This is a genomic window from Labilibaculum filiforme, assembly GCF_002843315.1.
GTDB classification, from domain to species: Bacteria; Bacteroidota; Bacteroidia; order Bacteroidales; family Marinifilaceae; genus Labilibaculum; species Labilibaculum filiforme.
Genome location: NZ_MVDD01000002.1, coordinates 486,115 through 511,415 on the forward strand (window position 1 = coordinate 486,115; position 25,301 = coordinate 511,415).

The 25,301-nt window shown below is 35.8% G+C and carries 23 protein-coding genes and 4 tRNA genes; 6 read left to right on the forward strand and 21 right to left on the reverse strand.

The window, feature by feature from the left end; all coding sequences use genetic code 11:
* Nucleotides 1-3: 3 nt before the first annotated feature.
* A complete protein-coding gene (locus BZG02_RS04590; protein ID WP_101260217.1) occupies nucleotides 4-552 on the forward strand; it encodes an AAA family ATPase in 549 nt (182 codons plus the stop codon).
* Here the strand turns inward: BZG02_RS04590 and BZG02_RS04595 are convergent.
* The 8 genes from BZG02_RS04595 to BZG02_RS04630 form a co-directional block, all read right to left on the reverse strand.
* On the reverse strand, nucleotides 525-1,193 hold the full coding sequence (locus BZG02_RS04595; protein ID WP_101260218.1) for an adenosylcobinamide amidohydrolase: 669 nt from the start codon (nucleotides 1,191-1,193) through the stop codon (nucleotides 525-527). The genes BZG02_RS04590 and BZG02_RS04595 overlap by 28 nt on opposite strands.
* A gap of 4 nt (nucleotides 1,194-1,197) precedes the next feature.
* Nucleotides 1,198-2,142: a tRNA-dihydrouridine synthase family protein gene (locus BZG02_RS04600; protein ID WP_101260219.1), complete on the reverse strand. Its 945-nt coding sequence runs from the start codon at nucleotides 2,140-2,142 to the stop codon at nucleotides 1,198-1,200.
* Between the two features lies 1 nt (nucleotide 2,143).
* Complete coding sequence (locus BZG02_RS04605; RefSeq protein WP_101260220.1) at nucleotides 2,144-2,770, reverse strand: hypothetical protein; 627 nt, start codon at nucleotides 2,768-2,770, stop codon at nucleotides 2,144-2,146.
* 735 nt (nucleotides 2,771-3,505) lie between these two features.
* Entirely contained in the window at nucleotides 3,506-4,027 is a 522-nt protein-coding gene (locus BZG02_RS04610) for a TlpA family protein disulfide reductase (RefSeq protein ID WP_101260221.1), read from the reverse strand.
* An 85-nt stretch (nucleotides 4,028-4,112) separates the two neighbouring features.
* The gene (locus BZG02_RS04615; RefSeq protein WP_101260222.1) at nucleotides 4,113-5,432 is read right to left on the reverse strand and encodes a sigma-54-dependent transcriptional regulator; all 1,320 of its coding nucleotides are present in this window, start codon (nucleotides 5,430-5,432) and stop codon (nucleotides 4,113-4,115) included.
* A gap of 153 nt (nucleotides 5,433-5,585) precedes the next feature.
* Complete coding sequence (locus BZG02_RS04620; RefSeq protein WP_143470418.1) at nucleotides 5,586-5,903, reverse strand: hypothetical protein; 318 nt, start codon at nucleotides 5,901-5,903, stop codon at nucleotides 5,586-5,588.
* 235 nt (nucleotides 5,904-6,138) lie between these two features.
* A complete protein-coding gene (locus tag BZG02_RS04625; RefSeq protein ID WP_101260224.1) occupies nucleotides 6,139-6,651 on the reverse strand; it encodes a hypothetical protein in 513 nt (170 codons plus the stop codon).
* Complete coding sequence (locus BZG02_RS04630; RefSeq protein ID WP_101260225.1) at nucleotides 6,648-7,076, reverse strand: DoxX family protein; 429 nt, start codon at nucleotides 7,074-7,076, stop codon at nucleotides 6,648-6,650. Before BZG02_RS04630 ends, BZG02_RS04625 begins: the two co-directional genes overlap by 4 nt.
* A 149-nt stretch (nucleotides 7,077-7,225) precedes the next feature.
* On the opposite strand from BZG02_RS04630, the gene BZG02_RS20685 reads away from it, so the two are divergent.
* Nucleotides 7,226-7,423 (forward strand): M28 family peptidase, encoded by a 198-nt coding sequence (locus tag BZG02_RS20685; RefSeq protein WP_342746946.1) that lies wholly within the window; start codon nucleotides 7,226-7,228, stop codon nucleotides 7,421-7,423.
* A gap of 191 nt (nucleotides 7,424-7,614) precedes the next feature.
* Here the strand turns inward: BZG02_RS20685 and BZG02_RS04635 are convergent, their stop codons facing one another.
* The 9 genes from BZG02_RS04635 to BZG02_RS04675 all read right to left on the reverse strand — a co-directional run bounded on the left by BZG02_RS04635 (nucleotide 7,615) and on the right by BZG02_RS04675 (nucleotide 13,608).
* On the reverse strand, nucleotides 7,615-8,820 hold the full coding sequence (locus BZG02_RS04635) for an L-serine ammonia-lyase (RefSeq protein WP_101260226.1): 1,206 nt from the start codon (nucleotides 8,818-8,820) through the stop codon (nucleotides 7,615-7,617).
* 119 nt (nucleotides 8,821-8,939) lie between these two features.
* Nucleotides 8,940-9,014, reverse strand: a tRNA-Pro gene (locus tag BZG02_RS04640).
* 58 nt (nucleotides 9,015-9,072) lie between these two features.
* Nucleotides 9,073-9,147 (reverse strand) — tRNA-Pro (locus BZG02_RS04645).
* A gap of 68 nt (nucleotides 9,148-9,215) precedes the next feature.
* A tRNA-Pro gene (locus BZG02_RS04650) sits at nucleotides 9,216-9,290 on the reverse strand.
* Nucleotides 9,291-9,336: 46 nt separating this feature from the next.
* Nucleotides 9,337-9,423 (reverse strand) — tRNA-Ser (locus BZG02_RS04655).
* 201 nt (nucleotides 9,424-9,624) lie between these two features.
* Nucleotides 9,625-10,602, reverse strand: a complete 978-nt coding sequence (gene floA, locus BZG02_RS04660) for a flotillin-like protein FloA (RefSeq protein WP_101260227.1) — start codon at nucleotides 10,600-10,602, stop codon at nucleotides 9,625-9,627.
* Between the two features lie 10 nt (nucleotides 10,603-10,612).
* Nucleotides 10,613-11,077, reverse strand: a complete 465-nt coding sequence (locus tag BZG02_RS04665) for an NfeD family protein (RefSeq protein WP_101260228.1) — start codon at nucleotides 11,075-11,077, stop codon at nucleotides 10,613-10,615.
* A 26-nt stretch (nucleotides 11,078-11,103) separates the two neighbouring features.
* Nucleotides 11,104-11,388 carry an ATP-dependent Clp protease adaptor ClpS gene (locus BZG02_RS04670; RefSeq protein WP_101260229.1) on the reverse strand — a complete coding sequence of 95 codons (285 nt, stop codon included), beginning with the start codon at nucleotides 11,386-11,388 and terminating at the stop codon, nucleotides 11,104-11,106.
* Nucleotides 11,389-11,403: 15 nt separating this feature from the next.
* Nucleotides 11,404-13,608, reverse strand: coding sequence for a PD40 domain-containing protein (locus BZG02_RS04675; protein WP_101260230.1), 2,205 nt, complete (start codon nucleotides 13,606-13,608; stop codon nucleotides 11,404-11,406).
* Between the two features lie 368 nt (nucleotides 13,609-13,976).
* On the opposite strand from BZG02_RS04675, the gene bcp reads away from it, so the two are divergent.
* The 4 genes from bcp (at nucleotide 13,977) to BZG02_RS04695 (ending at nucleotide 18,851) form a co-directional block, all read left to right on the forward strand.
* Nucleotides 13,977-14,444 (forward strand): thioredoxin-dependent thiol peroxidase, encoded by a 468-nt coding sequence (gene bcp / locus BZG02_RS04680; protein WP_101260231.1) that lies wholly within the window; start codon nucleotides 13,977-13,979, stop codon nucleotides 14,442-14,444.
* Nucleotides 14,445-14,469: 25 nt separating this feature from the next.
* Nucleotides 14,470-15,489 carry a recombinase RecA gene (gene recA / locus BZG02_RS04685; protein WP_101260232.1) on the forward strand — a complete coding sequence of 340 codons (1,020 nt, stop codon included), beginning with the start codon at nucleotides 14,470-14,472 and terminating at the stop codon, nucleotides 15,487-15,489.
* Between the two features lie 190 nt (nucleotides 15,490-15,679).
* A complete protein-coding gene (gene dpp5 / locus BZG02_RS04690) occupies nucleotides 15,680-17,776 on the forward strand; it encodes a dipeptidyl-peptidase Dpp5 (RefSeq protein ID WP_101260233.1) in 2,097 nt (698 codons plus the stop codon).
* Between the two features lie 151 nt (nucleotides 17,777-17,927).
* Nucleotides 17,928-18,851 (forward strand): DMT family transporter, encoded by a 924-nt coding sequence (locus tag BZG02_RS04695; RefSeq protein WP_101260234.1) that lies wholly within the window; start codon nucleotides 17,928-17,930, stop codon nucleotides 18,849-18,851.
* Nucleotides 18,852-18,905: 54 nt separating this feature from the next.
* Here BZG02_RS04695 and BZG02_RS04700 read toward each other — a convergent pair whose 3' ends face one another.
* The 4 genes from BZG02_RS04700 to BZG02_RS04715 all read right to left on the reverse strand — a co-directional run bounded on the left by BZG02_RS04700 (nucleotide 18,906) and on the right by BZG02_RS04715 (nucleotide 25,115).
* A complete protein-coding gene (locus BZG02_RS04700) occupies nucleotides 18,906-22,022 on the reverse strand; it encodes an ATP-binding cassette domain-containing protein (protein WP_101260235.1) in 3,117 nt (1,038 codons plus the stop codon).
* A 303-nt stretch (nucleotides 22,023-22,325) separates the two neighbouring features.
* The gene (locus BZG02_RS04705; RefSeq protein ID WP_101260236.1) at nucleotides 22,326-23,159 is read right to left on the reverse strand and encodes a hypothetical protein; all 834 of its coding nucleotides are present in this window, start codon (nucleotides 23,157-23,159) and stop codon (nucleotides 22,326-22,328) included.
* A 304-nt stretch (nucleotides 23,160-23,463) separates the two neighbouring features.
* Nucleotides 23,464-24,168 (reverse strand): LytR/AlgR family response regulator transcription factor, encoded by a 705-nt coding sequence (locus tag BZG02_RS04710; RefSeq protein ID WP_101260237.1) that lies wholly within the window; start codon nucleotides 24,166-24,168, stop codon nucleotides 23,464-23,466.
* Nucleotides 24,169-24,188: 20 nt separating this feature from the next.
* A complete protein-coding gene (locus tag BZG02_RS04715) occupies nucleotides 24,189-25,115 on the reverse strand; it encodes a sensor histidine kinase (protein WP_180335633.1) in 927 nt (308 codons plus the stop codon).
* Nucleotides 25,116-25,301 lie beyond the last annotated feature (186 nt).

The window sequence follows — 25,301 nt, forward strand, 5'->3', positions numbered from 1 at the left end:
GACATGAACGAATACCATAATCGCTATATAATTACGGGTGGACCTGGATCCGGAAAATCTACCCTACTAAATAAGCTATCGGAACATGGACACCAATGTTTTAAGGAAGTATCGCGAATGGTTATACAGGAACAACACCTTATTGGTGGCGATAAAGTACCTTGGCGCAACTTATCCGAGTTTGCCGAAATTTGCTTTGAGCGCATGAGTTCTCAACTAAGTAAATGCAAATTAGAAGGAATTTGTTTTTTTGATCGAGGTTTACCTGATATTATTGCCTATGTAAGGCGAGGAAAATTGACCGTTCCTACTAAATACTTCAACAAATCGAAACAATACAACCAGACCGTATTTTTGGCTCCACCTTGGCAGGAGATTTTCATTAACGACGCCGAAAGACCCGAATCTTTTGAAGATGCTGTAGAAATAGCTGCATTTTTAAAAAACACTTACCAAGAATTAGGTTTTACGGTAATTGAACTTCCAAAATTTTCAGTGAGCAAAAGAGCTCAATTTATTACCAACTATTTAGATTCCGAAAGCGATTCCTGAAGAGCTTGATAGCTAGCTTTCGCTAACATTTCACCAAACAACACATGCTTTCCACAATAATCAACCGCAGGACCATTACCGCAAGCTATTGCTGTTGAGTCAGTTCCAGTCCCTGTCGCTACCAATCCACTTTGTGGACTTTTCACCTTTAAATCCTGCAAACATGCTGCTTTTGCCTCTGCTACCATCATAATACACTCCACCATACTTGCATCGGTGAGCGTAGCATTGGTAGCAAGAAGAATGTTTATTGTGCCAATTTTTTGACAATCCTCATTCATCAAACGATAATCGGCTTTATCACCCGCCCTACGTGCATTCGACACTCCCGATGTCACAAAAACTTCGATCCATACACCCTGCTTTTCCATTCGCACACTTCGAAAAGAACTCATTAAAGCAGCAGTCATCATTCCCACGCAATTTCCCTTCCATTTTTGAAAATCAACCAACTTTTGAAGCGTAATATTCGGCAACTCAAAATCTGATTTTTCCCCATTAAAATTGGCATCTACTTTTACATTCAAAAAATGATTGGCATATTGACAACCACCATTTAAAATTGCAGAACTTATCATCCTAACCGGATGATTAAAAGCAATATGACAGTATTGATCCGTTAATTCTACAGAGAGCTCCATTCTTCTACTCCTTTATATTTTGTTGGAAAGCAAAAGCTACTGCTTCGTGATATTTTTTTAAACCACCAGATTTTTTTATCCCTTTAAATACCTTCCGTTCCTCCTCAAAATGAGCCGAGAAGTATTCCCAAAATGGTTTTACTTTTTGCAAGATTTGGGTATCTCCGCTTAAAAATGACGCATAAGTAGAAAAAATTTCGTCGTGCATGTTACGCAATGCTTTTTTACGAATAGCTACTGTTGGAATTTCGATTCCCTTTATTTTCGCAGGTAACCAATAATCTTTCAAAACACCCCTCCCTAGCATTACATGATTTAACTTCGGGAATTGAGCATGCAAACTTTCAAAATCTTCCAATGTCGAAATATCTCCATTAAATCCCATGCTTTTATTAAAACCATTCTGTAATTCTTGAAAATAATCTCTATCCGCACTTCCCTTATACATTTGTTTTCCAATACGAGGATGAACAATAACTTCGTCAATATTAAATTGTTTAATCACATCCAAAACGGCAAGAATTTCCGACTTTTCTTCCAAACCCAATCGCATTTTTATCGATAAATCGATTTTTCCAGAATAAGCATTCTCTAAAATATCCTTTATTATTTCGGGGAAGGGCAATAAGCCAGATCCTTTCTTTTTTCGAGTAACCAATGGAAAAGGACAACCCAAATTCCAATTCATCTTTTTGTATCCTAAATCTGAAAAATAGGTTTCGAAAAATTGAAATTCCGCTACGGAACCGGCCAAAAATTGTGGCACCAAGCTTTTATTTCTCTCTACAAAAGGCTCTACCTCTCTTTTGTGCGAGGTTCTTATTTCTCCTGAATTTTGAAGAACAAGAAAAGGGGTATAGAACTCATCTATGCCCCCAATACATTTGTCGTATGCTTGTCGGAACACCCAATCAGTATATCCCTGAAGAGGTGCTAATGAAATTTTCATATTATCGTCCAAAACTTAAAACTCCTAATAATTGTTTTCGCTGACGGTAATAATTAATGCCGTCCTCGGTACCTATACTCTTTATAAACTGATCAATCATTGTATCATAAATAGTTCCAAATTTAAATCGCTCTGGCGGATATAATTCTGGATTATGCATATCTTCTAGTCGCGAAAGATACATACGTCCAACCATCTCATCACTAAGATCATTTCGATACATTCCCTGTGCCATTCCCTTCTGAATATTGATCCTGATTTTATCAAAAATAAATTCCATTCTTTCCTCCATATGTTTTTTATAAACTTCCGGAAAAAGACTTTCAAACTCCATAGTTATGGATGGGGATAAATTTTCAAAACGATCATTCATCTCCTGACTAACGATAAATAGGATATCAATAGCATTCTGACCTTCAAAATTGTACTGTGTAAAAATAGATTCGAAAGATTTTCGTTCGTACTCCAGAATTTTTTCGACCAACTCCTCCACGGAACCAACAAATTTGGAAACATCAGAAGGTGACACACCAAAATCTTGAACTTTATCAAAAGAAAAGTCTTTTAAACCATTTTTGAACAAATACGCTCTTACTTTCTCTATAATTTGAATAAAATCCTTATCCATAAACTATTAGTGCTAAAAAATAAATAAACTAAACCTAAATTTCTTTGATACTCTCAAGATAGGCATAAATTTAGGTATTTTTCAGTTGTAATAGTAAAACAAGTTACTATTTAGATGATTTAAATTCCAATTCGCCAAATTAAATTGACAGAAGCATTTCTAACTTAAAAAATAACAGACTTGCCCCCTTTTAAATAGGAGTTTCCATTTGTAGGAAAATCTATAAAATGGAACCACCAATAGGCAATTTAGCTCTTTTCGTATCCAAATATCTAAATAGATAACCATATCTTACATAAGCATTCTTTCTAACTTATTGTTCATCCTTTGTCCATGCCACAAATCGATAAGTGAACTTGAAACAAGAAAATTGAGAAGACGTTCATAATCTTCTCACACAATTGTTCATCAAAAATCAGCCATTCACTTATCAAAATGATTGATTCATAAAAAGAAACTATCTGAACAATAAGAAAAACAAATCATACACTATCTTTGAACTCGAAGGAAGTCTGTTAAGCACTTAGTCGTTTAATTGTACTAATTCATAAGTAAATTTAAGTAGTAGTTTAGGGCGGCTAGTCACCGCCCTTTTTTTCTAATTCATTCCTTTCTCACCCTATTTCCCAACTTGTAATTACAACAAAAAAAAAGCTCTTATTACATAGTAAACAGAAGGATAAAAAGAAAATAAATTATATTTTTAGTGCTTTAACAGTTGTCTTACACAACATATTATTTCTTCAATTCTTCTTCAATCACTTTTTTCATTCCTTCGAACTCTTCCGTACTAAATAAGCGCGTAAGATATATAATTTCACCTTCCTTATTAACAATCACATTACGAGTTACACCACTCTCTTTATGAGCGTATTTAGTAAATATTTTTGCCTTATCATCTAATGCAACCGGATACGTTATACCTGTTGCTACGATTAATTTCTCGGCCTTTTCAAGTGGCTCATCCAAATCTAAAGCATACAAAACAAAATCCTTCTCTTTATGCTTCTGCCAAATTTCTTTCTCGATATAAGGCATTTCCTTGCGACAAACGCCACACCAACTAGCTGTAAACTGTAGCATAACAACTTTTCCTTTTAACTGAGAAAGCTTAATTTTACTTCCATCGGTTAAATTCATCTCAAAATCAGGCGCCATATCGCCTAACTTCACAATATACCCTCTAGCATCTGGCGCTTGTGCCATTCCTGAAAAACTTAGCCCCATAAACAATACCGTTAATAATAATTTATTCATTTTATTTTCGTTTTCATTAATCGTATTTAAACAATCAAACCTAAACAAATCAAAAAGAAATTCAAACAGGCTAATCACTGCCCTATTAAATATTATAAATCTTCATTTTGCGATAAAGCGTTTTCCTATCGATATTTAATAAACGTGCTGCCTTACTTTTATTATTATTCGTAATATGCAAAGCTCTTTTAATCTTCTCATCTTCACCCTCGAAGGGAACACCACAGCAATCCTGAATATTTTCATAAAATGAGGATGGCAACTCATCCAATGTAATTACATCTTTTTTGGAGAGAAGTACTGCACGCTGAATAGTATTTTTCATTTCTCTCAAATTTCCAGGCCACGTATATCTATTAAGCACATATGTTGCACATTCGTCAAAACCTTTTATCGATTTTCCCAACTTAGTATTTGCCGAATCGAGAAAGAACGTTGCAAAATGCATTAAATCTGACTTTCGCTCTCGAAGCGCAGGAACGTTAATTTGAAATTCATTTAATCGATGATACAGATCTTCGCGAAAAGAACCAATCTGAACCGATTCTTTTAAATCCTCGTTAGTAGCAGCAAGAATTCGAACATCAACTGCCACTTCCCGATTACTTCCAACTGGTTTTATTTTTCGTTCCTGCAAAGCACGCAACAACACCACTTGGGTTGAATAATTTAAGTTTCCCACCTCATCTAAAAATAAAACACCTCCATTTGCAGCTTCAAAACATCCAACTTTATCTGACACAGCTCCCGTAAAAGCCCCTTTATCATGGCCAAAAAATTCACTCAGAGCTAATGTTTTAGAAATTGAACCACAATCAACAGCAATAAAAGGATTCTTAGCACGATCACTCTTTTCATGAATCATTTTGGCTACCATTTCCTTCCCGGTACCACTCTCTCCAACAATTAATACCGACATAAAAGTAGGAGCGGTTAATTCAATATAATTGAGCAGCTGTTGCGATAGTTTTCCTTTTCCATGATAAAACTTCGAAACAGAAATGGTTGCTGGTAGTATTTCATTCTTTTGCTTCTCATTCCCTTTTCGATGTGAAAGAGCATCTTCGATCATATCTAAAACTTCATCGGGACCAAATGGTTTCGAAATGAAATTAAAAGCACCCAATTTAATAGACTTTACTGCATTAGAAACACTAGCGTATCCAGTCATCATCAACACCTCTGTTTCTGGCACCTCCTGCTTGATATAACTTATTAATTCCATACCACAAACATCAGGCATTCGCAAATCGGTAAGAACGATATCATAAAACTTCGTACTAACCATTTTTTTTGCCTCTACTGACGAAAAACTTGTTGCTACTAAAAAACTTTTTTTTTCTAAAAATGTCTTCAGCATTAAACAGAAGGTTGCATCATCATCTACAATAAGAATACTCTCCATACTAGTTAATCAATGAAGTTGCTAATAATGAACATATAAAATATTGAAACGCTAGCAACTGAATAACCTCTATCGAAATATTACGATACTATCTCGATAGAGGTTGAACATCAAAAAAAATTGGGACTTAATTAAATAATCAACAACATACACCTAGACATCAAGATCTTCTTGTTTTACAAACTCCCCTTTTACACTGTAGAATACTGCAATGTTTTGATCTGGAGCAGACAAAATCACTTTATAAGAACCATCGTTTCCAATGTATGATTTCAAAATTGCAAAATCCGAATACGACTTGCTTAATCCTTCTTGAACCAATTTAGGAAGTTCTTCAGCTTTTATTTCTTCATACTTTACCTCTTCTTGTGCAACTGTAAATTCAGAAGTAACATTTCCATTTGCAGCAAACGCAGGAATACTCAAACTAAATAGAAGCGCTGTTGCCGACATAACTAATACTCTTTTCATAACTAATCAAATTTTATATAAATAAAAAAATATAATAACATGATCCTATTATGAAATATCTATGCCAAAATAAAAGCCACAACATTCAAATACAATAAAGTGTTGTTCCTCTAATACTTACACTTAATTGAATAATAATAATATAAAATATCCCCTTATGATAATGTGTGGACTACACAATAAAGTGTGGATTAATTCCTCTTTTTATTTACTATAAAAAAAAGATACTTGATTACTATTTTAGCAATCTAAACCTATCTAAAAAGAATTTTTTCACTTGCTTTTTCTTCTCTTTTAAATATAAAACCATTGCCTGAGAAAGTAATTTGTCGTTAACAAGAAATTTTTTTAGAAGATAAGCTGAGCCAGCATACGGCAAAGCCGCAACAAATATATCTACCAGACTTACTCTACCCTTAAGAACGGAGCCGATATAAATTAACTTTGATGAGAAATTTACGATCATAAATACAATTGGAGGAGTAAGGACTTTATAATCAATAACACCATGAAAAACAGCATAAACAATAATACCTGGGAAGAGAATAACATCAATTACTCCCACAACTAGGCTCCAAACAACTAAAACGGTACTAACATAGAGAACTCCTGACAGATTATCATTTACAATAACCTTTACCAAGTATTCTTTCTCCGAACTTGTAAAAGACTCCTCATTCTCCACATAAGTACAAAAACTACTACGAGAACAAGCACACTTCTCTTGATAGGTTAGCTTTATAATCATCGATTAGCATTTTTTTTCAAACAACTCCTATACAATTCGGGTAAATTAGCCCTAAACATTAATATCCCACTAAAAGTAAGGGCAATAACTGCCATAACAAATAATTGTCCTCCATCGGAGATACCATTGTATTCTACAACTACACCCAAGGGACTAAAAAAATGAAAACCAAGTGCTCCAAGCATTAAACCAACAGTAATAACCGTCGCCACTTTCCACCAATTAGGTAAGAAAAACAATATCCCAGCTATTAATTCAATTGCTCCAATACCAAATCGTCCCCAGGGCTCCATACCAATTGTAGAAAAAATATATACCGCCTCGGGATGTCCGGTAAATTTAAAATGCAAAGTTTGAATCAGTATAATTGCGGTTACTATTCGCAACAACATTTCAACAGCTCTATATTTTCGTTTCGATTTCATGGCAACTACTCTTTTCCCTAAATTTACAAAAATTGTAAGATGTATTCTAAGTTTCTGATTAAAATGAAAATAACTTTTATCTTCTATCTAACTTGCTAGTTCACTTATCAAAATAAAATAAACATTAATTTATACAGAATAGATATATTCTGCCTGATCCTATCCCTCAATCAGGAATGTATTATCGATCCGATCATTTCAGTTTTGCCCGTGTGGAAATGCCTGCTTTATTTGCTCGTGGCAATAATGACCCCCGAGAGAAAAGAATTAAATACATGTCGACCAAAGAAAAAAAATGGTTGGCAAATAATTACCACAAGCCTTCCGATGAATACGAAGAATGGTGAGATTTAGATGGTATTGTAGAAGATGCCCAATTACTTTTCCGTGTTGGCTGTGAACTTGCCAATCAGGATGAGTTTCCAAGATGGAAAGACGGTTCGAAATTTAAAGCAATCCGTGAAAAAGATTTAAAATAGTTGAGGCTATAACTTTTAAATAAGAGGTTAATTCACAATGAAATCAACCTCTTTATTTTTTATTTATAGTTGAACACCTTCAAAGATGCCAAACCTCCAAGCGATGTTTCTTTGTAGGTGTAAGGTAAATCAAGTCCGGTCTTCATCATTGTTTCGGTAACCTGATCAAAACTAATTCTGTGGCGACCGTCGGATAACAAAGCATAAGTATTATGATTCAGGGCTCGCGCGGCCGCAAAAACATTACGTTCAATGCACGGAATTTGCACCAAGCCTAACACAGGATCACAAGTTAAGCCCAAATGGTGTTCTAAACCCATTTCAGCAGAATATTCAATCTGAAATACAGTTCCTCCGTGCAACTGGGTTGCCGCTCCCGAAGCCATAGCACAAGCAGTACCCACCTCGCCTTGACAACCAACTTCGGCACCAGAAATTGATGCATTGGTTTTTACCAAATTTCCAATTAAACCAGCCGTAGCTAATGCTTTTAACACATCCTTTTTTCCAAACTTATAAAATTTCTTGTGATAGTAAAGCACTGCAGGTAAAACGCCACAAGCCCCACAAGTAGGAGCAGTAACAATAATCCCTCCGCTTGAATTTTCTTCTGAAACAGCCAAAGCAAATGAATATAACATAGATCGTTTTCGCATAGGACCGCTTAATGTTTTTGCCTTTAAGTAGTACGAATGCGATTTACGTTCCAGCTCTAATCCTCCAGGCAATTCGCCCTCTTTATTCATACCTCTTTTGATGGCATTTTTCATTGCGGTCCAAACCTCATCCAGATAATCCCAAATACCCTCTCCTTCCATCAGCACCACATACTCCCAAAGTTGCTTTTTATTGATCCTACACCACTTCAGAATCTCATCCATAGTAGTTAGCTCATATATTTTTTTAGCAACCAACACGCTAGCATCATCTACAATTGCTCCTCCGCCAATACTATATGCAGTCCATTCCTCAAGCAACTCATCAGTAATTGAAAAAGCCTTAAATCGTAAAGCATTAGGATGTTTTTTTAAAAACTCTTCAGGCTTCCAAATTAAATTTAGATTTTTGCCCTCAAATACTTTCTCAATAGCAACACCAGTTAAATGTCCTTTTCCAGTAGCTGCCAGACTCCCAAATAGAGTCACCTCAAATCTCTCTGCTTTAGAATGACGCAACAAAAACTGTTCTGCCGCCTTTCTTGGTCCCATGGTATGACTGCTTGAAGGGCCGTAGCCAATTCGATAAAGTTCTTTTATTGATTCCATTATGGTGTTTCGTTGTTGTGTAAGTTGGTTGCAAAAATAAGAAAGTCGTGCTATTTTCAGCAGAGCCTCTCAAAATATAATGCACAAAAAAAGAGAAACCATGTGATTTCTCTCTCTTGTCGGGGTGGCAGGATTCGAACCTGCGACCTCCTGCTCCCAAAGCAGGCGCGATAACCGGGCTACGCTACACCCCGAAACTTGATTCCGGTATTCTATTGGATAAAAAGAAGCTTTTAACTCCTCAAAGTATTGTCGGGGTGGCAGGATTCGAACCTGCGACCTCCTGCTCCCAAAGCAGGCGCGATAACCGGGCTACGCTACACCCCGAAACTTACATTCCGGTACTCTATTTAGATAAAAAAAGAGAAGTTTTTAAACTCCTCTAAAAATTTTCGTCGGGGTGGCAGGATTCGAACCTGCGACCTCCTGCTCCCAAAGCAGGCGCGATAACCGGGCTACGCTACACCCCGAAAATTTGTGGAGATAAAACTCCTTTTCAATCTAAACAAAAAAAAGCGGAGAGAGGGGGATTCGAACCCCCGGTACAGTTTCCCGTACGTCAGTTTAGCAAACTGGTGGTTTCAGCCACTCACCCACCTCTCCTGATCTTGCGGTAGCAAAAGTATGTAAAAAATTCAGATGTGCAAAATTTTTATCCCGCATTAAACAAAGATTTCGGCCCTTTGGATTATAGTAAATTATAAATCAATGAGATTCATTTTTATTTTTTTTTCAAAATACCCAAAATAAAACCGGGAAACATACAAATACTCCCCGGTTCCTATTAAAATTAGTCTGTTTTATTTATTTCTTTTTCCCTTTATCGGATGGATTTGCGATATTATCCCTCATATTAGTATCTGCTTCGATATTCTTCATTCGGTAATAATCCATTATTCCCAACTGACCATTTCGGAAAGCTTCTGCCATTGCACGAGGAACTTCTGCTTCTGCTTCAATTACCTTCGCGCGCATTTGCTGAGCCAATGCTTTATTTTCCTGTTCTAAGGCTACAGCCATTGCTCTTCTTTCCTCTGCTTTAGCCTGTGCTATTTTTAAATCGGCTTCGGCTTGATCGGTTTGTAATACCGCTCCAATATTCTTTCCTATATCAATATCTGCGATATCAATCGATAAAATTTCAAAAGCAGTACCAGCATCCAAACCTTTTTCCAACACTACACGAGAGATATAATCAGGATTTTCAAGAACTGACTTATGCGATTCATTTGAACCAATTGAAGATACAATTCCTTCTCCAACCCTTGCTAGTACAGTTTCCTCTCCTGCTCCTCCAACTAATTGTCGAATATTCGCACGTAAAGTAACCCTCGCTTTAGCGATTAACTGAATACCATCTTTAGAAACAGCTGTTACAGGTGGAGTGTTAATTACTTTAGGAATAACGCTCATTTGTACTGCTTCATACACATCTCTACCAGCCAAGTCGATTGCTGTAGCCATTTTAAAGGACAAATCGATATTCGCCTTTGATGCCGAAACCAAAGCATGTGTAACCTGAGCAACGCGCCCTCCAGCTAAATAGTGAGCTTCGAGTTCATCCCGATTCAATACTAAACCAGCTTTTGTACCTTCAATTAAAGCACTTACAATTACTTTTGGTGGAACTTTTCTCCATCTCATAAACACAAGCTGAAGTAAAGAAATTTTAACTCCTGACAAAAGAGCCGAAAACCAAAGACCAACTGGGACGAAATAGAATAATATATATATTCCAACCCCAACGGCGACAATTAACATTATTAATGCACCAATTTCCATTTGATTTATTTTAGATAGGTTTTACAATTACAACTTTATCAACAATACCAACTACTATAACTTTTGTTTTCTCGTCAACGTAGGAACCTGTAGATCTTGCCTCTACAATTTTTTGATCCAACTTCACTTTTCCCATTGGAGCCAAACGAGAGACGCAGATCCCTTGATCCCCAATATTAATATTTTCATCATCTAGCTTTTGAACTTTCGAATCCACTTCTGTATTCAACATGATTTTATTCCAAGTTTTCGACTTTAAAGCTAGAAATAAGGAAATTATACCAAAAATTACTGTCGCCAAAATAGTTAAATGTCCAATAGAACTTCCATAATGATCGTAGGACATATAAATACCACCTACTATCATTAAAACACCTCCAATAGCTGCCACTGTAATTCCAGGAATTACTAAGAATTCCAAAAGCAACAGAACAATTCCAAAAACAATAAGAAGTACAATAATTAGCGCTGTCATTTTCTACAAATCTGATTTATTTAACACTATACAATATTAACTTTTAATCCTTTCTCTGCTAATCTATCGCGCATTGGCTTAATGGTACTCATCTTGCCTTTCTTTACATCACATTTCCCTTTATAATGAGTAATGTAAGCACATTGTTCTGCCTGATCCGGTTCATGTTCACAGACATCAACCAATGCATCCACAACAAAATCAAAGGTGTGAAAATCATCATTAATAAGCATTAATGTTTTGCGATTTAAAAGATCGCTAATTACATCGCTCTCCTCTTTATCTGTGCGTATATCTCTGCTCCCAAACATAGTAGATATCTCTAATTATTGTCTTAAAATTTCGAGTGCTTGCTGAATAGTAATTTTATCATTTCCTGAAAATGCCACTGTAAAAGCATCACCCAATCCAGCTTCCCGAAGTTCCATTTTCAATTTACTCACTTTGCTGTAAGAATCAAAATCGCCAACGGTACAAATTGTATATCCCCTATAATCCTTTGAATAATCGATCGGATACTTTGAAAAACGTTTCAATTTTAACTTAACATCTTCGGGCACCTCGGTAGCATACGCTCCAACCTGAACCCGAAAAGAAACCTGCTCATTAACAACTGCAGTAGTAGTTTTTGCAGGACTAACCTGCTCGGCTGGTTTCGCTTCATATTTATAGTCCTGATCGGTAGCTTTAATTGCAGCACTTAAGCTAGCTTTCACCCCATCCTTGTAGGCAACCACGAAAGTATTGGGAAATAATTGACGAACTTCAGGAATTTCCTTCTTCGCTGCCGCAAAAGTTGGATAAGACCCTACCATATATTTATACATTTTTCCGTTATCAACAACTTCCTCTTTTACATCCTTTAAGCCTAAAAAGAAACTGGACTCGGCTCGGTTCGAGAAAACACCCACCTGTAAATGATATTCATATCCCTCCTTGGCTTTATTCGCTCTATAGGCTTCTGTTTTTGCACCACTAGCAGGAATTACCTCCGAACTCATTACTAATTGTTGTTTTGTTGCAGGAGCATGAACCTCGGCAGTAACCGTACCAATAATATTTTTATTCAAATAATCAGCTTCTTCAGACTGAGACTTTCGCAATTTATTTTGTGCCTGTTTACTCAATTCAAAAGATCGTTGCTCTAATTTTGATATTTTATTTGCAAGCACATTATGAGGCATCCCCTCCAAACCATTCAACTCGCCTCTTAAATCGTCGGTATAATCAATTAAACTATCCGAATTGAATTGGTCATTCTTTGCTTCAATAAAAACCTCCCGAGCATCGCCCGACTTAAATTCATTCAAATAATGATAAGTTAGCTCGCCAGTAATTGGAAAATTAAAATAAGGAAAATCGTTACTCCTGTATTTATTCGAATAGGTAAGTTCTTCTGTATCCGCCTGAAATAAATTTCCATCGACATTTTCCGCTCCAATACTTAAGCTAGCGATATTTGCCAGCAAATCAGGATTCATTACTACTTTTTGCTCTGAATAGTCGGACAATTTGATTTTATAAATAGTGACCTCATTTTTTCCATTATCTCTGCTAGAGGCAAAACTAGCATACTCGTCGGTTAAATCGGTAGCAAAAAACAGATCATTCGATGTTGAATTAATTGGAAAACCCATATTTTGAGGTTCCGTCCAAGTGTCTGATATTTCGTTGTATACCGATTTAAAAATATCAAAACCTCCCATACTTGTGTGTCCTTGTGAACAAAAGTAAAGCGTTCTTCCATCGTTAGACATGAATGGATATACTTCGTCGTAATCGGAATTTAGGGCTTTTAACTCTTCCCATTCACCCCAACCACCATTTTTTAAACGTTTAGCACGAAATAAATCCCGTCCTGTTTTTTTATTTTTCCCTACACTTGAGAAATAAATATACTGTCCTTTGTTCGCCAAACAAGCTACCTCTTTATCTCCCTCGCCATCATATCTGGAAGTAAGCGATTTGTCTTTTTTTGACAATCGATCTTCAAAACCGTCAATATCGTAATATCTAAAAAACTCGTTACTACTTACTACTTTCTTATTTTTAACATCTACAACATAATAAGAATTCACCAAGGGCAAACCATTCTGGCACATCTCAATTAAGCGATCGATACCAACTGATTTTTTCTTATAATATTCGCTAAATTTTCGATAGTAACGTATTGCAGAATTAAACTCATAATTCATATGAAAAGCTCGTCCTAAAAAATAGGGAACCGAGGCATTAACATTTTTTGTTGATGCAATTTTAAGGTGCTGAATAGCCTCCTTAACATCTTTATTTTCTTCCACTTGGCAAACACCTAGATAATAATTATACTCGGGGTCTTGCGGATATACATTAATTAATTCCTGATACAATGGCAAGGCATTCGTAAAATTCTCTGCATCGAAGAATGTAAAAGCTTCCTGCTCTATTTGCTGCTCCGTTTTTCCTCCATTAAAGTTTTGCGCGAAAGAAAACTGGAAAAGGAAAAAAGAAAGAAAAAATAAACCGTAGTGTAATCTCATTTTATTATTCATAGAATCAATTTCTTGAAAATGAAAATTGGGAAAACAAAGAATGCTTTCCTCCAATTAACAACAAAAAACAATAATTTGCCTGCAACTATATTATTTTAATCAACAAAACCTCTTGTATCATGCAGGTTCTAACAAAAAGTTAAGATAGTAATTATTTCATAACAAAGATAATATATAATGTGTAAGTACGAAATTACAAATTTGCAATTAAGATTAACAAAATAATGTTTTCAAAAGATAAAAAAGAAATCAGCACTTGCTATATTTAAAGGTATTTTTTTTTAACTTCCATGCTTAGTAATTTTTACACTAAAAATTCGTGCCTCTATTCTTATAAAGGTATATTTGCAATTCAAATTTCTGTATCGATGACAAACTTAAAAGAAGGAGATAACGCACCAGAATTTACTGGTTTAAATCAAGATGAAAAGGAAATTAAACTTTCCGATTTCAAAGGCAAAAAAGTTATCCTGTACTTTTATCCGAAGGACAATACCCCTGGATGCACTGCCGAATCGTGCAATTTAAATGAGAACTACGACAAACTGACTAAAAAGGGATTCGAAGTTATTGGAGTAAGTCCGGATAAAATTTCCTCGCATCAAAAATTTATTGCAAAATACAATTTAGCATTTAATTTAGTTGCCGACACCGAAAAAGAAATACTGGAGGCATATGGTGCGTGGGGAGAGAAAAAACTGTACGGAAAAACCTATATGGGAGTACTTCGCACTACTTTTATAATTTCGGAGGAAGGAATTATTGAAAAAGTATTTCCGAAAGTTAAAACAAAAGATCATACCAATCAGATTTTATCTGAAATGGGATTACTGTAGTAAATAAATAATTGATAAATATATTATGAGCGCAAAAGAAGTTTTAGAAATAAACAAAGAAAAACTAAAAGCACTCCAGTTAACCATGGAGAAAATTGATAAGACCTATGGAAAAGGTGCTATCATGAAAATGGGAGACAATGCCGTTGAAGATATTGCCACCATTTCGACAGGGTCTTTATCTTTAGATATGGCTTTAGGTGTGGGGGGACTACCAAGAGGACGAATTATTGAAATTTACGGACCAGAATCTTCTGGTAAAACAACCCTGGCCATTCATGCTATTGCTGAAGCGCAAAAAGCAGGTGGTATTGCTGCGATTATCGATGCAGAACATGCATTCGATCGTTCGTATGCCGAAAGATTAGGTGTTGACACTGAAAATCTATTAATTTCTCAACCAGATAATGGAGAGCAAGCTTTAGAGATTGCTGACCAGCTGATTCGCTCATCGGCAATTGACATTATTGTAATTGACTCGGTTGCAGCTTTAACACCGAAAGCGGAGATTGAAGGGGAAATGGGAGAATCAAAAATGGGATTACAAGCCCGTTTGATGTCTCAGGCATTACGTAAGCTTACAGCAAACATCAATAGAACCAATACTACTTGTATTTTCATTAACCAATTGCGTGAAAAAATTGGTGTAATGTTTGGAAACCCTGAAACTACAACCGGTGGTAATGCACTTAAATTTTATTCTTCGGTTCGTTTGGATATCCGAAGAATCGGACAAATTAAAGATGGCGACGAAGTAAACGGAAATCACACTCGTGTGAAAGTGGTAAAAAATAAGGTTGCTCCTCCATTCCGAAAAGCAGAATTCGATATTATTTACGGAGAAGGAATTTCCAAAACAGGTGAAATCATCGATCTTGGTGTTACTTACAACGTAATTAAAAAGAGTGGATCTTGGTTCTCATACGGAGAAACTAAATTAGGTCAGGGTCGCGAAGGAGTAAGAAAACTTCTTATTGATAACGTAGAATTGGCAGAAGAATTAGAAGCTAAAATTATTGAGGCAATCAATACCCCAGTGGCATAATTTTTCCCAAAACAATTTATATCGAAAGGCTCTCCATTTTAATTGAGAGCCTTTTTTTTATAAAAACAGCACTTCCAATTCTAAACGCAAGCTACCATCTCCTTGTATCTGCTAAACCATTATTAAATGTGTTGCGTAATTCTTACATTTACGGTGCTAATATAAATTAACACAACAAAGCTATACAATTATGACAAACAAACAACTTTTGTTAGGCTTGGCAATTGTAACAGGATTATCATCCTGCAAACAAAACGCTGAGGAATCAAAAGACGATTCGTCGTACAAAACACCGGAAATAAAACTAGAGTCGGATGTAATGACTCCTGAAGTTTTATGGTCGTTCGGACGTCTTGGAGGAGAAAATATCTCGCCCGACGAAAAAACTATTCTTTACGGAGTAAGTTATTTTAACAAGGAAGAAAATCGTTCGTACCGCGATTTATATACCCTTCCCGTTGAAGGTGGTGAACCAGTTCAATTAACCAACACAGAAAAAAAAGAATTCAACGAAATTTGGAGACCTGATGGTAAAAAGATCGCCTATATAAGTTCTGCAAGTGGAAGCACACAAATATGGGAAATGAATCCGGATGGAAGTAATCCTGTTCAGGTTTCCGACATTGAAGGAGGAATAGATGCATTTGCTTACTCTCCGGACATGAGTAAAATTTTCTACCTAAAAGAAGTTCAGGCAGAAAAGGCAGTTAAAGATCTGTATCCTGACCTACCAAAAGCAAATGCTCGGGTAATTAACGACATGAACTACCGTCATTGGGACAATTGGGTGGATACCTATACTCATATTTTTATTGCTGATTACAGAGAGAAAATTACTGCAGGTAAAGATATTATGGAAGGTGAAAAATGGTCGGCTCCGGTAAAACCTTTTGGTGGAACGGAACAAATAGCATGGTCGCCCGATTCAAAAACATTGGCTTATGTGTCGCGAAAATTACAAGGCGTAGAATATGCAAAATCGACCAATTCGGACATCTACTTTTTCGATATCGCTACTAGCGAAACCAAAAACATGACCGAAGGAATGATGGGTTACGATATGAACCCAGTATTCTCGCCTGACGGAAGCAAAATGGCTTGGGAAAGTATGGAGCGTGATGGTTACGAAGCCGATAAAAACCGTTTATTCGTGATGGATTTGGCTAGTGGCGAAAAAACATTTTACACGAAAGATTTCGATCAAAATGCGCAAGCCTTAACTTGGACTGCCGATAGTAAAGGAATTTATTTTATTTCGGGATGGCATGCCGTACAGGAAATTTACAAGCTAGACTTAGCCTCTGGAAATATCAAACAAGTTACCGAGGGCATTCACGATTACCATACCATACACATTGCTGGCGACGCGCTAATTGCAACCAAGGTTTCGATGTCGAAACCTGCTGAAATCTATAATGTAAATCCGGAAACAGGCGATGCAGAAGAGATTTCTTTCGTGAATAAAAATATTCTGGAGCAGTTAGAAATGGGAAAAGTAGAGAAAAGATGGATTACTACAACCGACAACAAACAAATGTTGGTTTGGGTAATTTACCCTCCTCATTTCGATGCAACTAAAAAATATCCTGCTTTACTTTACTGTCAGGGAGGACCACAGGGAACTGTTTCGCAATTTTGGAGCTACCGTTGGAATTTTCAGATGATGGCCGCGAACGATTATATAGTTGTTGCACCAAACCGTAGAGGATTGCCTGGTTTCGGTCAAGAATGGTTGGAACAAATTTCGGGCGATTATGGTGGACAAAACATGAAAGATTATTTAAGTGCAATTGATGCCGTTAAAGAAGAACCATTTGTTGACGAAAACCGTTTGGGTTGCGTTGGCGCATCTTACGGAGGATTTTCTGCATTTTGGTTGGCCGGACATCACGAGAAACGCTTTAAAGCTTTTATTGCTCACGATGGAATGTTCAATTTAGAAGCTCAGTATTTAGAAACCGAAGAAATGTGGTTCGTAAACTGGGATTTAGGCGGTGCTTTCTGGGAAAAAGACAATAAAATTGCACAGCGTTCCTATGCAAATTCTCCACATAAATTTGTCCAAAATTGGGACACTCCTATTTTAGTGGTGCACGGTGGAAAAGATTACCGTATTGTTGAATCGCAGGGAATGCAGGCATTTAACGCTGCACGCCTACGCGGAATTCCTGCTCAACTGCTACATTTACCTGAAGAAAACCATTGGGTACTTGGCGTTCAGAACGGAATTTTGTGGCAACGTACTTTCGCCAACTGGTTGGATAAGTATGTGAAAGAAGCAAAATAATATTTAAAGAAAATTACCCTATAGAATCCTCATCAAACAAAAGTATGATGAGGATTTTTTTTATTCAAAACACAATCCTATATAATATATAAGTCACCTTCCATATCTATGCAAATAAAATCCCTAAGTTTGCAGTAAATTATTCATTCCTATGAAAAAGTTTCTATTCTCTACAACCGCACTTGCAATTTTTGCATGTTTACTTTGGGCAACACCATTTACGGCAATTAAAATTGGCTTAAAATACACTACTCCTCTTCAATTTGCAGGCATTCGATTTTTCCTTTCGGGATTAATTATTCTTCCTTTTATAAAAGATTTAAAATTCAAACTACGAGAATCGAAAAAAAGATGGCGATTTATACTTTGGGTTGCCCTTTTACAAACTACTTTTCTTTACGGATTATTCTATACGGGAATAAGTTATGTGCCTGGAGCTTTGGCAGCAATGCTAATTGGTGCGCAGCCTTTATTTGCAGCATTCTTTGCTCACTTTATGCTAAAAAATGACAAAATGAGCTGGCAAAAGATTTTTGCGATCCTACTGGGAATCATCGGAGTGTGCATTATTAGTTTGGGCAGAGCCGATTTTGTATTAAGCACTACTATTCCGCTAGGTGTAGGAATTTTGATCCTGAATAATATTGTGGGAAGTACTGGGAATGTAATTGTATCGCGCGATGCAAAAGACATGCCCCCAAGAGTTTTAGCCTCCTTCTCGATGATTATTGGTGGCGCGGTATTGATGCTTATTTCTATTCCCGTAGAGCATCCTTCGTGGAACACAATTTACCCTGGCGAATATTACATTTCCTTAGCTTGGCTAGCCATGGTTTCGGCATTTGCCATTACTATTTGGTTTGGTTTGCTACAACGCCCTGGAGTAAAAGTTTCCAATTTAAATACTTGGAAATTTATTGTGCCAATTTTTGGTGCTTCCTTAAGCTGGTTAATTCTTCCCAACGAATATCCCGATCTACTTTCCATTACCGGAATGATGGTAATTGCCTGCAGTTTACTTCTGGTTAATTATTTAAACCGAAGAGCGGTAAAATTAGAAATTGCCAACAGATAACCAACAAAGTTCTTTATAGGCAACAATTTGCTTTTAGGAGAAAAGGGGCTCTTTTTACCCTCTATTCTTCTCGCGTCGCACCAGCTTAATACTTTCGATGTAATTCATTGCTTTTCTTAAAACATCAGACCATAGCGTTAAGAACAAGAAGCATGTTCCTAACCATATTACAGCAATATTAAACCAAAAAGTATCGATATAAAAAGAAGCAATTCGTTTTACCGGAGCATAAAAATGAGCACGCCCAAATTCAGAATCCGGATACATTAAAATAGGATCTTTCTTTTGAATTAACTGGTAATCGACCTCAATCATTTTATTAATTTCGGTTTTATTGAGTACCAAATCGGCTAAACCAGCATTGTAATATTTCTGCTGAAATTCATAAACCCCATCTCGTCCCAAAGAATCGACCAAACGAGAATATTCGAAATCTTTTTTGTAGCCCGATTCACTTCCTAAACCCAAAAAGGAGAGCTTCACCCTATCTAAGAAACTTCTGGTTTGCTCGGCAACGTTCAAATTAAAGTCATGAACATTCAATTCCTTTACCTCCGAATAGAGCGTAAAGCCAACCTCATCCGCTAATTGCGAAATCTCTTTTCTAAGCATCTCAAACTGAGCTTCGGTTTCCTCCGAATCTTTTTCGAATTCGATATTCCGCTCACAATCCAACAATACCGATTCTATTTTAGGAATTAAAAAGGAGCTCTTAAAAGAAGCATCGCTAATTCCTTTCTCAAATTCGAAAAAGTGTTTCTCGAAAGCATTGTCCTTAAACTGAGTCACCGCTAAAGCTTCGTACGCCCAACGAGTAGTCATCAAATCCCCAACAATTGGCACATACACCTTATCGGTAATTCCGGAATGTAGGTCGTCAAATTTAATCATAGCGCCACCTAACAAAAGCTGAGGAACCAGAATTAAAGGAATTAGGATATAAATGGTTATCACCGAATTTAATCCCGATGAGATATTTAACCCAATCATGTTCGAAAAACAGGAAGTAGAGAACAGCACTAACCAATAAGCAAAAGTCATTCCTTCCACTTCCAATACATAGTTCCCCACTATTACAAAAGAGATGGATTGAATTGCAGAAAGAACAAATAAGAAAATGATTTTAGAGGCCAAATAACTAATTCTGCAGAGGTTCAAAAATTTCTCCCGTTGTAAAATCCTTTTGTCTCGAATAATTTCCTCGGCACTTACGGTTAATCCTAAAAACATCGAAACCACTACTGCCATAAACAGGAAAACAGGAAAATTTTTATTGTCGCCGAATACATAACCCGCATCGGTAGTATATTTGGTAAAGTACCCTAATATTACGGCAAGCAAAGGAGCTTCGAACAAATTAATAATTAGGTACTGCTTATTGGTTAATTTCGAAAGCACATTCCGAATCCAGAAAATAGAAAATTGCTTTAATTTTCCTGGAATTTTGAAATCACTTTGTGGCAATTTTTTATCGGGTCGCAATAACAAACGATTCGATTCGATATTGTCTTTGTATTTTTGGTACCACTCAATAGGTAAAATTCGTCGCTCGCGAGTAGGTTTGCCCTGATCATCAATCAATTTAGTTTCAACAATCTGTAATATCTGCTCTGGATTTACATTTCCACAAGTAACGCACTCACTTTCGGAAGCATTTACCTGCGAATTTTGAGTCTTAAAGTACACAATAGCATCAATTGGATTGCCATTGTAAATGGGATAACCTCCTCGATCGAGAATCCAAAGTTTATCCAGCATCTTAAAAATTCCCGAAGAAGGCTGATGAATATTCACTACCACCAATTTCCCCTTTAAAGTTTGACTCTTTAGCAAATTCATCACCATTTCCGAATCGGTTGAAGATAAGCCAGATGTAGGTTCATCCACCAACAAAATAGCTGGCTCGCGCATCAGCTCCAAACCAATATTTATTCTTTTTCGCTGTCCTCCACTAATAAATTTATTTAATGGGTTACCTACTTTAAGATCGCGAACTTCATACAAGTCCAAATCCTGAAGTATTTTCAATACTTTTTTTAGAATTTGAATTTCGCTGTAATCTTTAAAACACAATTTGGCGTTATAATACAGATTCTGAAATACACTCAACTCTTCAATCAACAAATCATCTTGTGGCACAAAACCAATTAATCCCCTTACTGCCAATTTATTTCGATGAATATCGTAATCGTTAATACGAATTTCGCCATGATTTAAACTTAAATTTCCATTCAAAACATTCAACAAAGTGGACTTTCCAACACCACTTCCGCCCATTATTCCTATCAGCTGTCCGCTCTCCTCCGAAATAGTGAATTTATGAATCCCATTGTTCGAATTCCGAAACTTAAATTCAATCTCTTTGGCCGAAAAAATTATTTTTTGCTGCGATTCCTCCTTTAAAAATTTCCCAGCAATATCCGAGTAGTAAATCGAACGAATATTAGGACCTTTAATAATGGAGCCATTGCTTAACTGGTAAGTTTTATCGGGCTTTATTTTATTTCCTTCCAGATAAAGGTTTAATTCTCCTTCGTATTTAAACACCAATAAGTTCACACTCTCGGCAAACATCACCACAATTCGGCCATACAAATTATCGCAAAATAAGTGCTTCTGATCATTCTCTGTCTTTTTATCTTTCTTCATGAACCAGGACAGATTTTCAGACCACTCGGTTACCTTATTATCGATAATCAAAAACTTACTCTTATCGTATTCATCGAGCGTATCGCCCCACACAAATGCCAAACAATTAATAAATTCGGAACGTGGAATTTTAAAGTTTTCCGCGACAATACTTATAAACTCGAATTCATTTTCGCTTACCACCTTATCCTCGTAAACAAATTCCAATAAACGCAATAGCACAATCAAGCGCTCCTCCTGAACCAACTCTGCCTTAATTTTGGTGCAAACCTTAGATGCCTCTGATAAGGATAAAATATTAGCTTGCTGAGAATGCACACTATTCTGGTACTCCATCTCACGCCGATAGAATTCCGAATAGTTTTCGAACAATCGCAGGTATTCCATTTGGAGTTCTAAATTCACATAGCGATTTAAAAAACCTTCCACGATCACTTTCCCTTCCCGCGAAATTCCTTCTTCCTTAGCATTGGCAACAATGGCAAAAAGATGCATTAGTGCATTTAAAATCGATTCCCCCATTTATTTTCTCCGAATTTATGGTATGCCTTTATTGGATTAATATCAAAACTCATCTTACAGCACCTTTCTTTTCCGTTACATTATCATTAAAAAGGCAAATTTGCTCGGCTATCGTTTCTGTTTTAGCCTTTATATAGCAGCAAACAATCTTATTTCATGAAAAATGATTTTGAAATTATATTGGTACAATTTTAAAAATACAACTTATTTCGTAAACAAAAGGAGGATTGCAGCTCTGATATCGACATAAAAAAACTGCCTTTCGTTTCGAAAGGCAGTTACATATCTTGTTATAACTTGTAATTACTGAACTATAGCATCTCTAAGTTTAGCAACACTAGCAGTAATTTCTTTTAATTGTGCTTCATTCATACTTCCATCAACCACTTTATCGTAGCTAAGTTTTAATCCATTTAGCTCAATTAATAAAGAATCGATATTAGGATCATTAGCTTCAGGCTCTAAAACCGATACCAATTTCTCCAAAACTTCTTTCTGATCGAAAATTACTTTCACCATTTCAGGATTAGAGTAAGTATTCTCAGAAATATGAGTTGCAATATACAATCCCTCAACAAAACTACCCGAAACAACCATTAATGAAAGATTACCTTTGGCATTCTTGTTCAAAAACTCATAGGTATCGTAAAAAGAGTTTGTAATTATTTTCACTAGCTGATCTTTATCATCCAAGTTCTTTTCTACCTCTGCTACAAGTGTTTCATTGTAAGCACTAGTAATTTCCAAATTATCGATTAAAGCTTTTGATGCTTTTAGGAACAACATGGTTTCCTGCTTGCGCTGATAGGTACTTGCATAACTTAAATCGGCACTATATACACCAAGATTTAAAGCTCTGGCTTTTTCGGTAAAATATTTATCTGCATTCTCTGGAGAATTAGAAAGTCCTAATATATAATCAGCACCAATACGATTCAACATCGAAGTTAACTCAAAAGTTGTTGGTAGAGGGTAAACTACATCTTTCACCTCTTTTTCAATCGCTTTCTTTAATAAAGGCTTCACAGTTTGTCCTTCATTATTCTTTTTATCAACTGGTTTACAACCAACAAAGTTAAAAGCAAAGACAATTACTACAAGAAAAGCAATATAACGGCAATTAGTCAGTTTTTTCATGGATATTCAATTTTTATAAACCTAAAATTCAATTTTTTCAGCTCTAAATTTAACAAAAAGGGAGCGAAATACAAGCATGAAATCCTCAATATATTTCCACTACTTAATTCCATCTCTTCGTCCTCTAAACATAGTTGCTATTATCCGATTAAAGTCGACACTATCTCTTAAAGAACGCATTCTCTTTTCTTATTGCCTATCAAATAGATATAAAAACAATCGGCAATATAAAATCTTCAAAAAGAAAAAAGGTTCGATGAAAACATTCATCGAACCTAAAAAAAAACAGAACTTGATTATGATATTATGCCGGATGTATTCTTTGGAAAAAACTCTGCTTGTAGTTATTTCCAATAGGAATAGTTCCTTTTTCCATATGCACCATATTGCCTTCTATCGATTTAATTTTCGCTAAGGCAACGATGTAAGATTTGTGAATTCGGTAAAATTTCTGGGATGGCAATAAACGTTCAATTCCTTTCAACGATTGATAGGTTACAATGTGACCTTCCTTTGTAAAAATCTTTACGTAATCGCCTAAAGCTTCCACATATAAAATAGAATCGAGACTAATATTTACCGTTTTCTTATTTGCTTTCACAAAAATAAATTCCCGCTCGTCCTTTTCAATCTCTTGTGGCTCCACATTCCCTTTCAACTTATCCTCTGCCTTTTGAACCGCTTGTAAAAAACGCTCAAAAGAAAAAGGTTTTTTTAGGTAATCCAACACATTTAGCTCATAACTTTCCAAAGCATATTCTGTGTAGGCCGTTGTAATAACAACCATTGGTGGATTTTTATATGTTTTCAAAAAATTAATTCCGCTTAAACGAGGCATATTAATATCCAAAAATATAAGATCGACATCCTGCTCTTGTAAAACTTCCATTGCCTCAATAGCATCGCTACATTTCCCTTTCAATTCAAGACCAGGCAATTCCGAGACATATTTTTCCAAAACCCGTTGTGCCAAAGGCTCATCATCAACTATCAAACATTTTAACTTCATAAAATATAAACTTAACTTGGTTAAGACAAATCAATTTGCAAGCTAACCTTAAACAGATTATCCTCGTCTTTAATCTCTAAACGATGTTTTTCGGGATATAATAATTCCAATCGTCGAATTACATTTTTTATTCCGATACCACTATTCTTTTCATCCTCTTTATCCCAGACGTGTTGCGACCGATTTTCTATTAATAATTCAATATGGTTCTCGTCTTCAAAATTCAAAAGGATATTTACGAACCCCCCATTATTCTTTCCATACGCTCCATGCTTAAAGGCATTTTCGATTAATGGTTCGAACAACAAAGGAGCAATTTTACTTCTTGCCACATTTCCTTTCACTTCCATTTTTACAGGAATACTATCGTCCAATCTAATTTTCTGTAAGTCCAGATAATTCTTTATAAATTCCAACTCCTTCTCCATTAAAACGTAACGATCGTTGCAATCGTATAAAATATATCGCATTAAATCGGATAGTTTCAGCACTAAGCTAGGTGCTTTATCCGACTTGTCAAGTGTAAGAGAATAAATATTATTCAACGTATTAAACAAAAAATGAGGATTTATTTGAGCCTTCAATGCCTTTAACTCTGCTTCTAATTTTTCCCGTTCAATATCTTTTAACTGAAAAGATATTTTTTGTAGAATGAACCACTCTCTCATCAGCGATAAAAAGCTAGTAAGCCCAACGTAAATAAATGTAAAAAAAGCAAAGTTAAACCAAACCACAAAGGTTAATTCTTCGAAATACTTTTCTCCCTGTACAAATCGTCCAAGCGGATAAACCAGCAAAAAATCAATAAAAAAGGCGGCTAGCGATATTAATCCCAATAAGAAGAGAATATATAAGAAAAACTTCTGCTTTTTGAAGAAAAATGGAATTAATACCAATAAGTTAAAATACACAGCAACCGCAAAACAAAGATTAAAGACAAATGTCATTAAGACCGGTTCTAATCGCAATATATTTTTGAAATTACTTGCCACAAACATGGTAAAAAGCCAAAATGTAAAGGCAAGAACCCAGAACAATATATGGTAAGCAATCCGACTACGGGATATCTTTCTTATGTTAGTCATAAATAGTATTCGCTGTAATTTTCTAAAGTAAATTAGAAAAGAAATAAT

Excerpts from the sequence above, each read along its gene's own strand:
- BZG02_RS04670 (WP_101260229.1), bottom strand. The coding sequence starts at position 11,388 with ATGTTTGGGAGCAGAGATATACGCACAGATAAAGAGGAGAGCGATGTA.
- BZG02_RS04600 (WP_101260219.1), bottom strand. The coding sequence starts at position 2,142 with ATGAAAATTTCATTAGCACCTCTTCAGGGATATACTGATTGGGTGTTC.
- BZG02_RS04715 (WP_180335633.1), bottom strand. The coding sequence starts at position 25,115 with ATGACATTTGTCTTTAATCTTTGTTTTGCGGTTGCTGTGTATTTTAAC.
- BZG02_RS04625 (WP_101260224.1), bottom strand. The coding sequence starts at position 6,651 with ATGATTATAAAGCTAACCTATCAAGAGAAGTGTGCTTGTTCTCGTAGT.
- BZG02_RS04605 (WP_101260220.1), bottom strand. The coding sequence starts at position 2,770 with ATGGATAAGGATTTTATTCAAATTATAGAGAAAGTAAGAGCGTATTTG.
- BZG02_RS04590 (WP_101260217.1), top strand. The coding sequence starts at position 4 with ATGAACGAATACCATAATCGCTATATAATTACGGGTGGACCTGGATCC.
- BZG02_RS04695 (WP_101260234.1), top strand. The coding sequence starts at position 17,928 with ATGAAAAAGTTTCTATTCTCTACAACCGCACTTGCAATTTTTGCATGT.
- BZG02_RS04700 (WP_101260235.1), bottom strand. The coding sequence starts at position 22,022 with ATGGGGGAATCGATTTTAAATGCACTAATGCATCTTTTTGCCATTGTT.
- floA (WP_101260227.1), bottom strand. The coding sequence starts at position 10,602 with ATGGAAATTGGTGCATTAATAATGTTAATTGTCGCCGTTGGGGTTGGA.
- BZG02_RS04610 (WP_101260221.1), bottom strand. The coding sequence starts at position 4,027 with ATGAATAAATTATTATTAACGGTATTGTTTATGGGGCTAAGTTTTTCA.
- bcp (WP_101260231.1), top strand. The coding sequence starts at position 13,977 with ATGACAAACTTAAAAGAAGGAGATAACGCACCAGAATTTACTGGTTTA.
- BZG02_RS04635 (WP_101260226.1), bottom strand. The coding sequence starts at position 8,820 with ATGGAATCAATAAAAGAACTTTATCGAATTGGCTACGGCCCTTCAAGC.
- dpp5 (WP_101260233.1), top strand. The coding sequence starts at position 15,680 with ATGACAAACAAACAACTTTTGTTAGGCTTGGCAATTGTAACAGGATTA.
- BZG02_RS04675 (WP_101260230.1), bottom strand. The coding sequence starts at position 13,608 with ATGAATAATAAAATGAGATTACACTACGGTTTATTTTTTCTTTCTTTT.
- BZG02_RS04630 (WP_101260225.1), bottom strand. The coding sequence starts at position 7,076 with ATGAAATCGAAACGAAAATATAGAGCTGTTGAAATGTTGTTGCGAATA.
- recA (WP_101260232.1), top strand. The coding sequence starts at position 14,470 with ATGAGCGCAAAAGAAGTTTTAGAAATAAACAAAGAAAAACTAAAAGCA.
- BZG02_RS04595 (WP_101260218.1), bottom strand. The coding sequence starts at position 1,193 with ATGGAGCTCTCTGTAGAATTAACGGATCAATACTGTCATATTGCTTTT.
- BZG02_RS04665 (WP_101260228.1), bottom strand. The coding sequence starts at position 11,077 with ATGACAGCGCTAATTATTGTACTTCTTATTGTTTTTGGAATTGTTCTG.
- BZG02_RS04615 (WP_101260222.1), bottom strand. The coding sequence starts at position 5,432 with ATGGAGAGTATTCTTATTGTAGATGATGATGCAACCTTCTGTTTAATG.
- BZG02_RS04620 (WP_143470418.1), bottom strand. The coding sequence starts at position 5,903 with ATGAAAAGAGTATTAGTTATGTCGGCAACAGCGCTTCTATTTAGTTTG.
- BZG02_RS04705 (WP_101260236.1), bottom strand. The coding sequence starts at position 23,159 with ATGAAAAAACTGACTAATTGCCGTTATATTGCTTTTCTTGTAGTAATT.
- BZG02_RS04710 (WP_101260237.1), bottom strand. The coding sequence starts at position 24,168 with ATGAAGTTAAAATGTTTGATAGTTGATGATGAGCCTTTGGCACAACGG.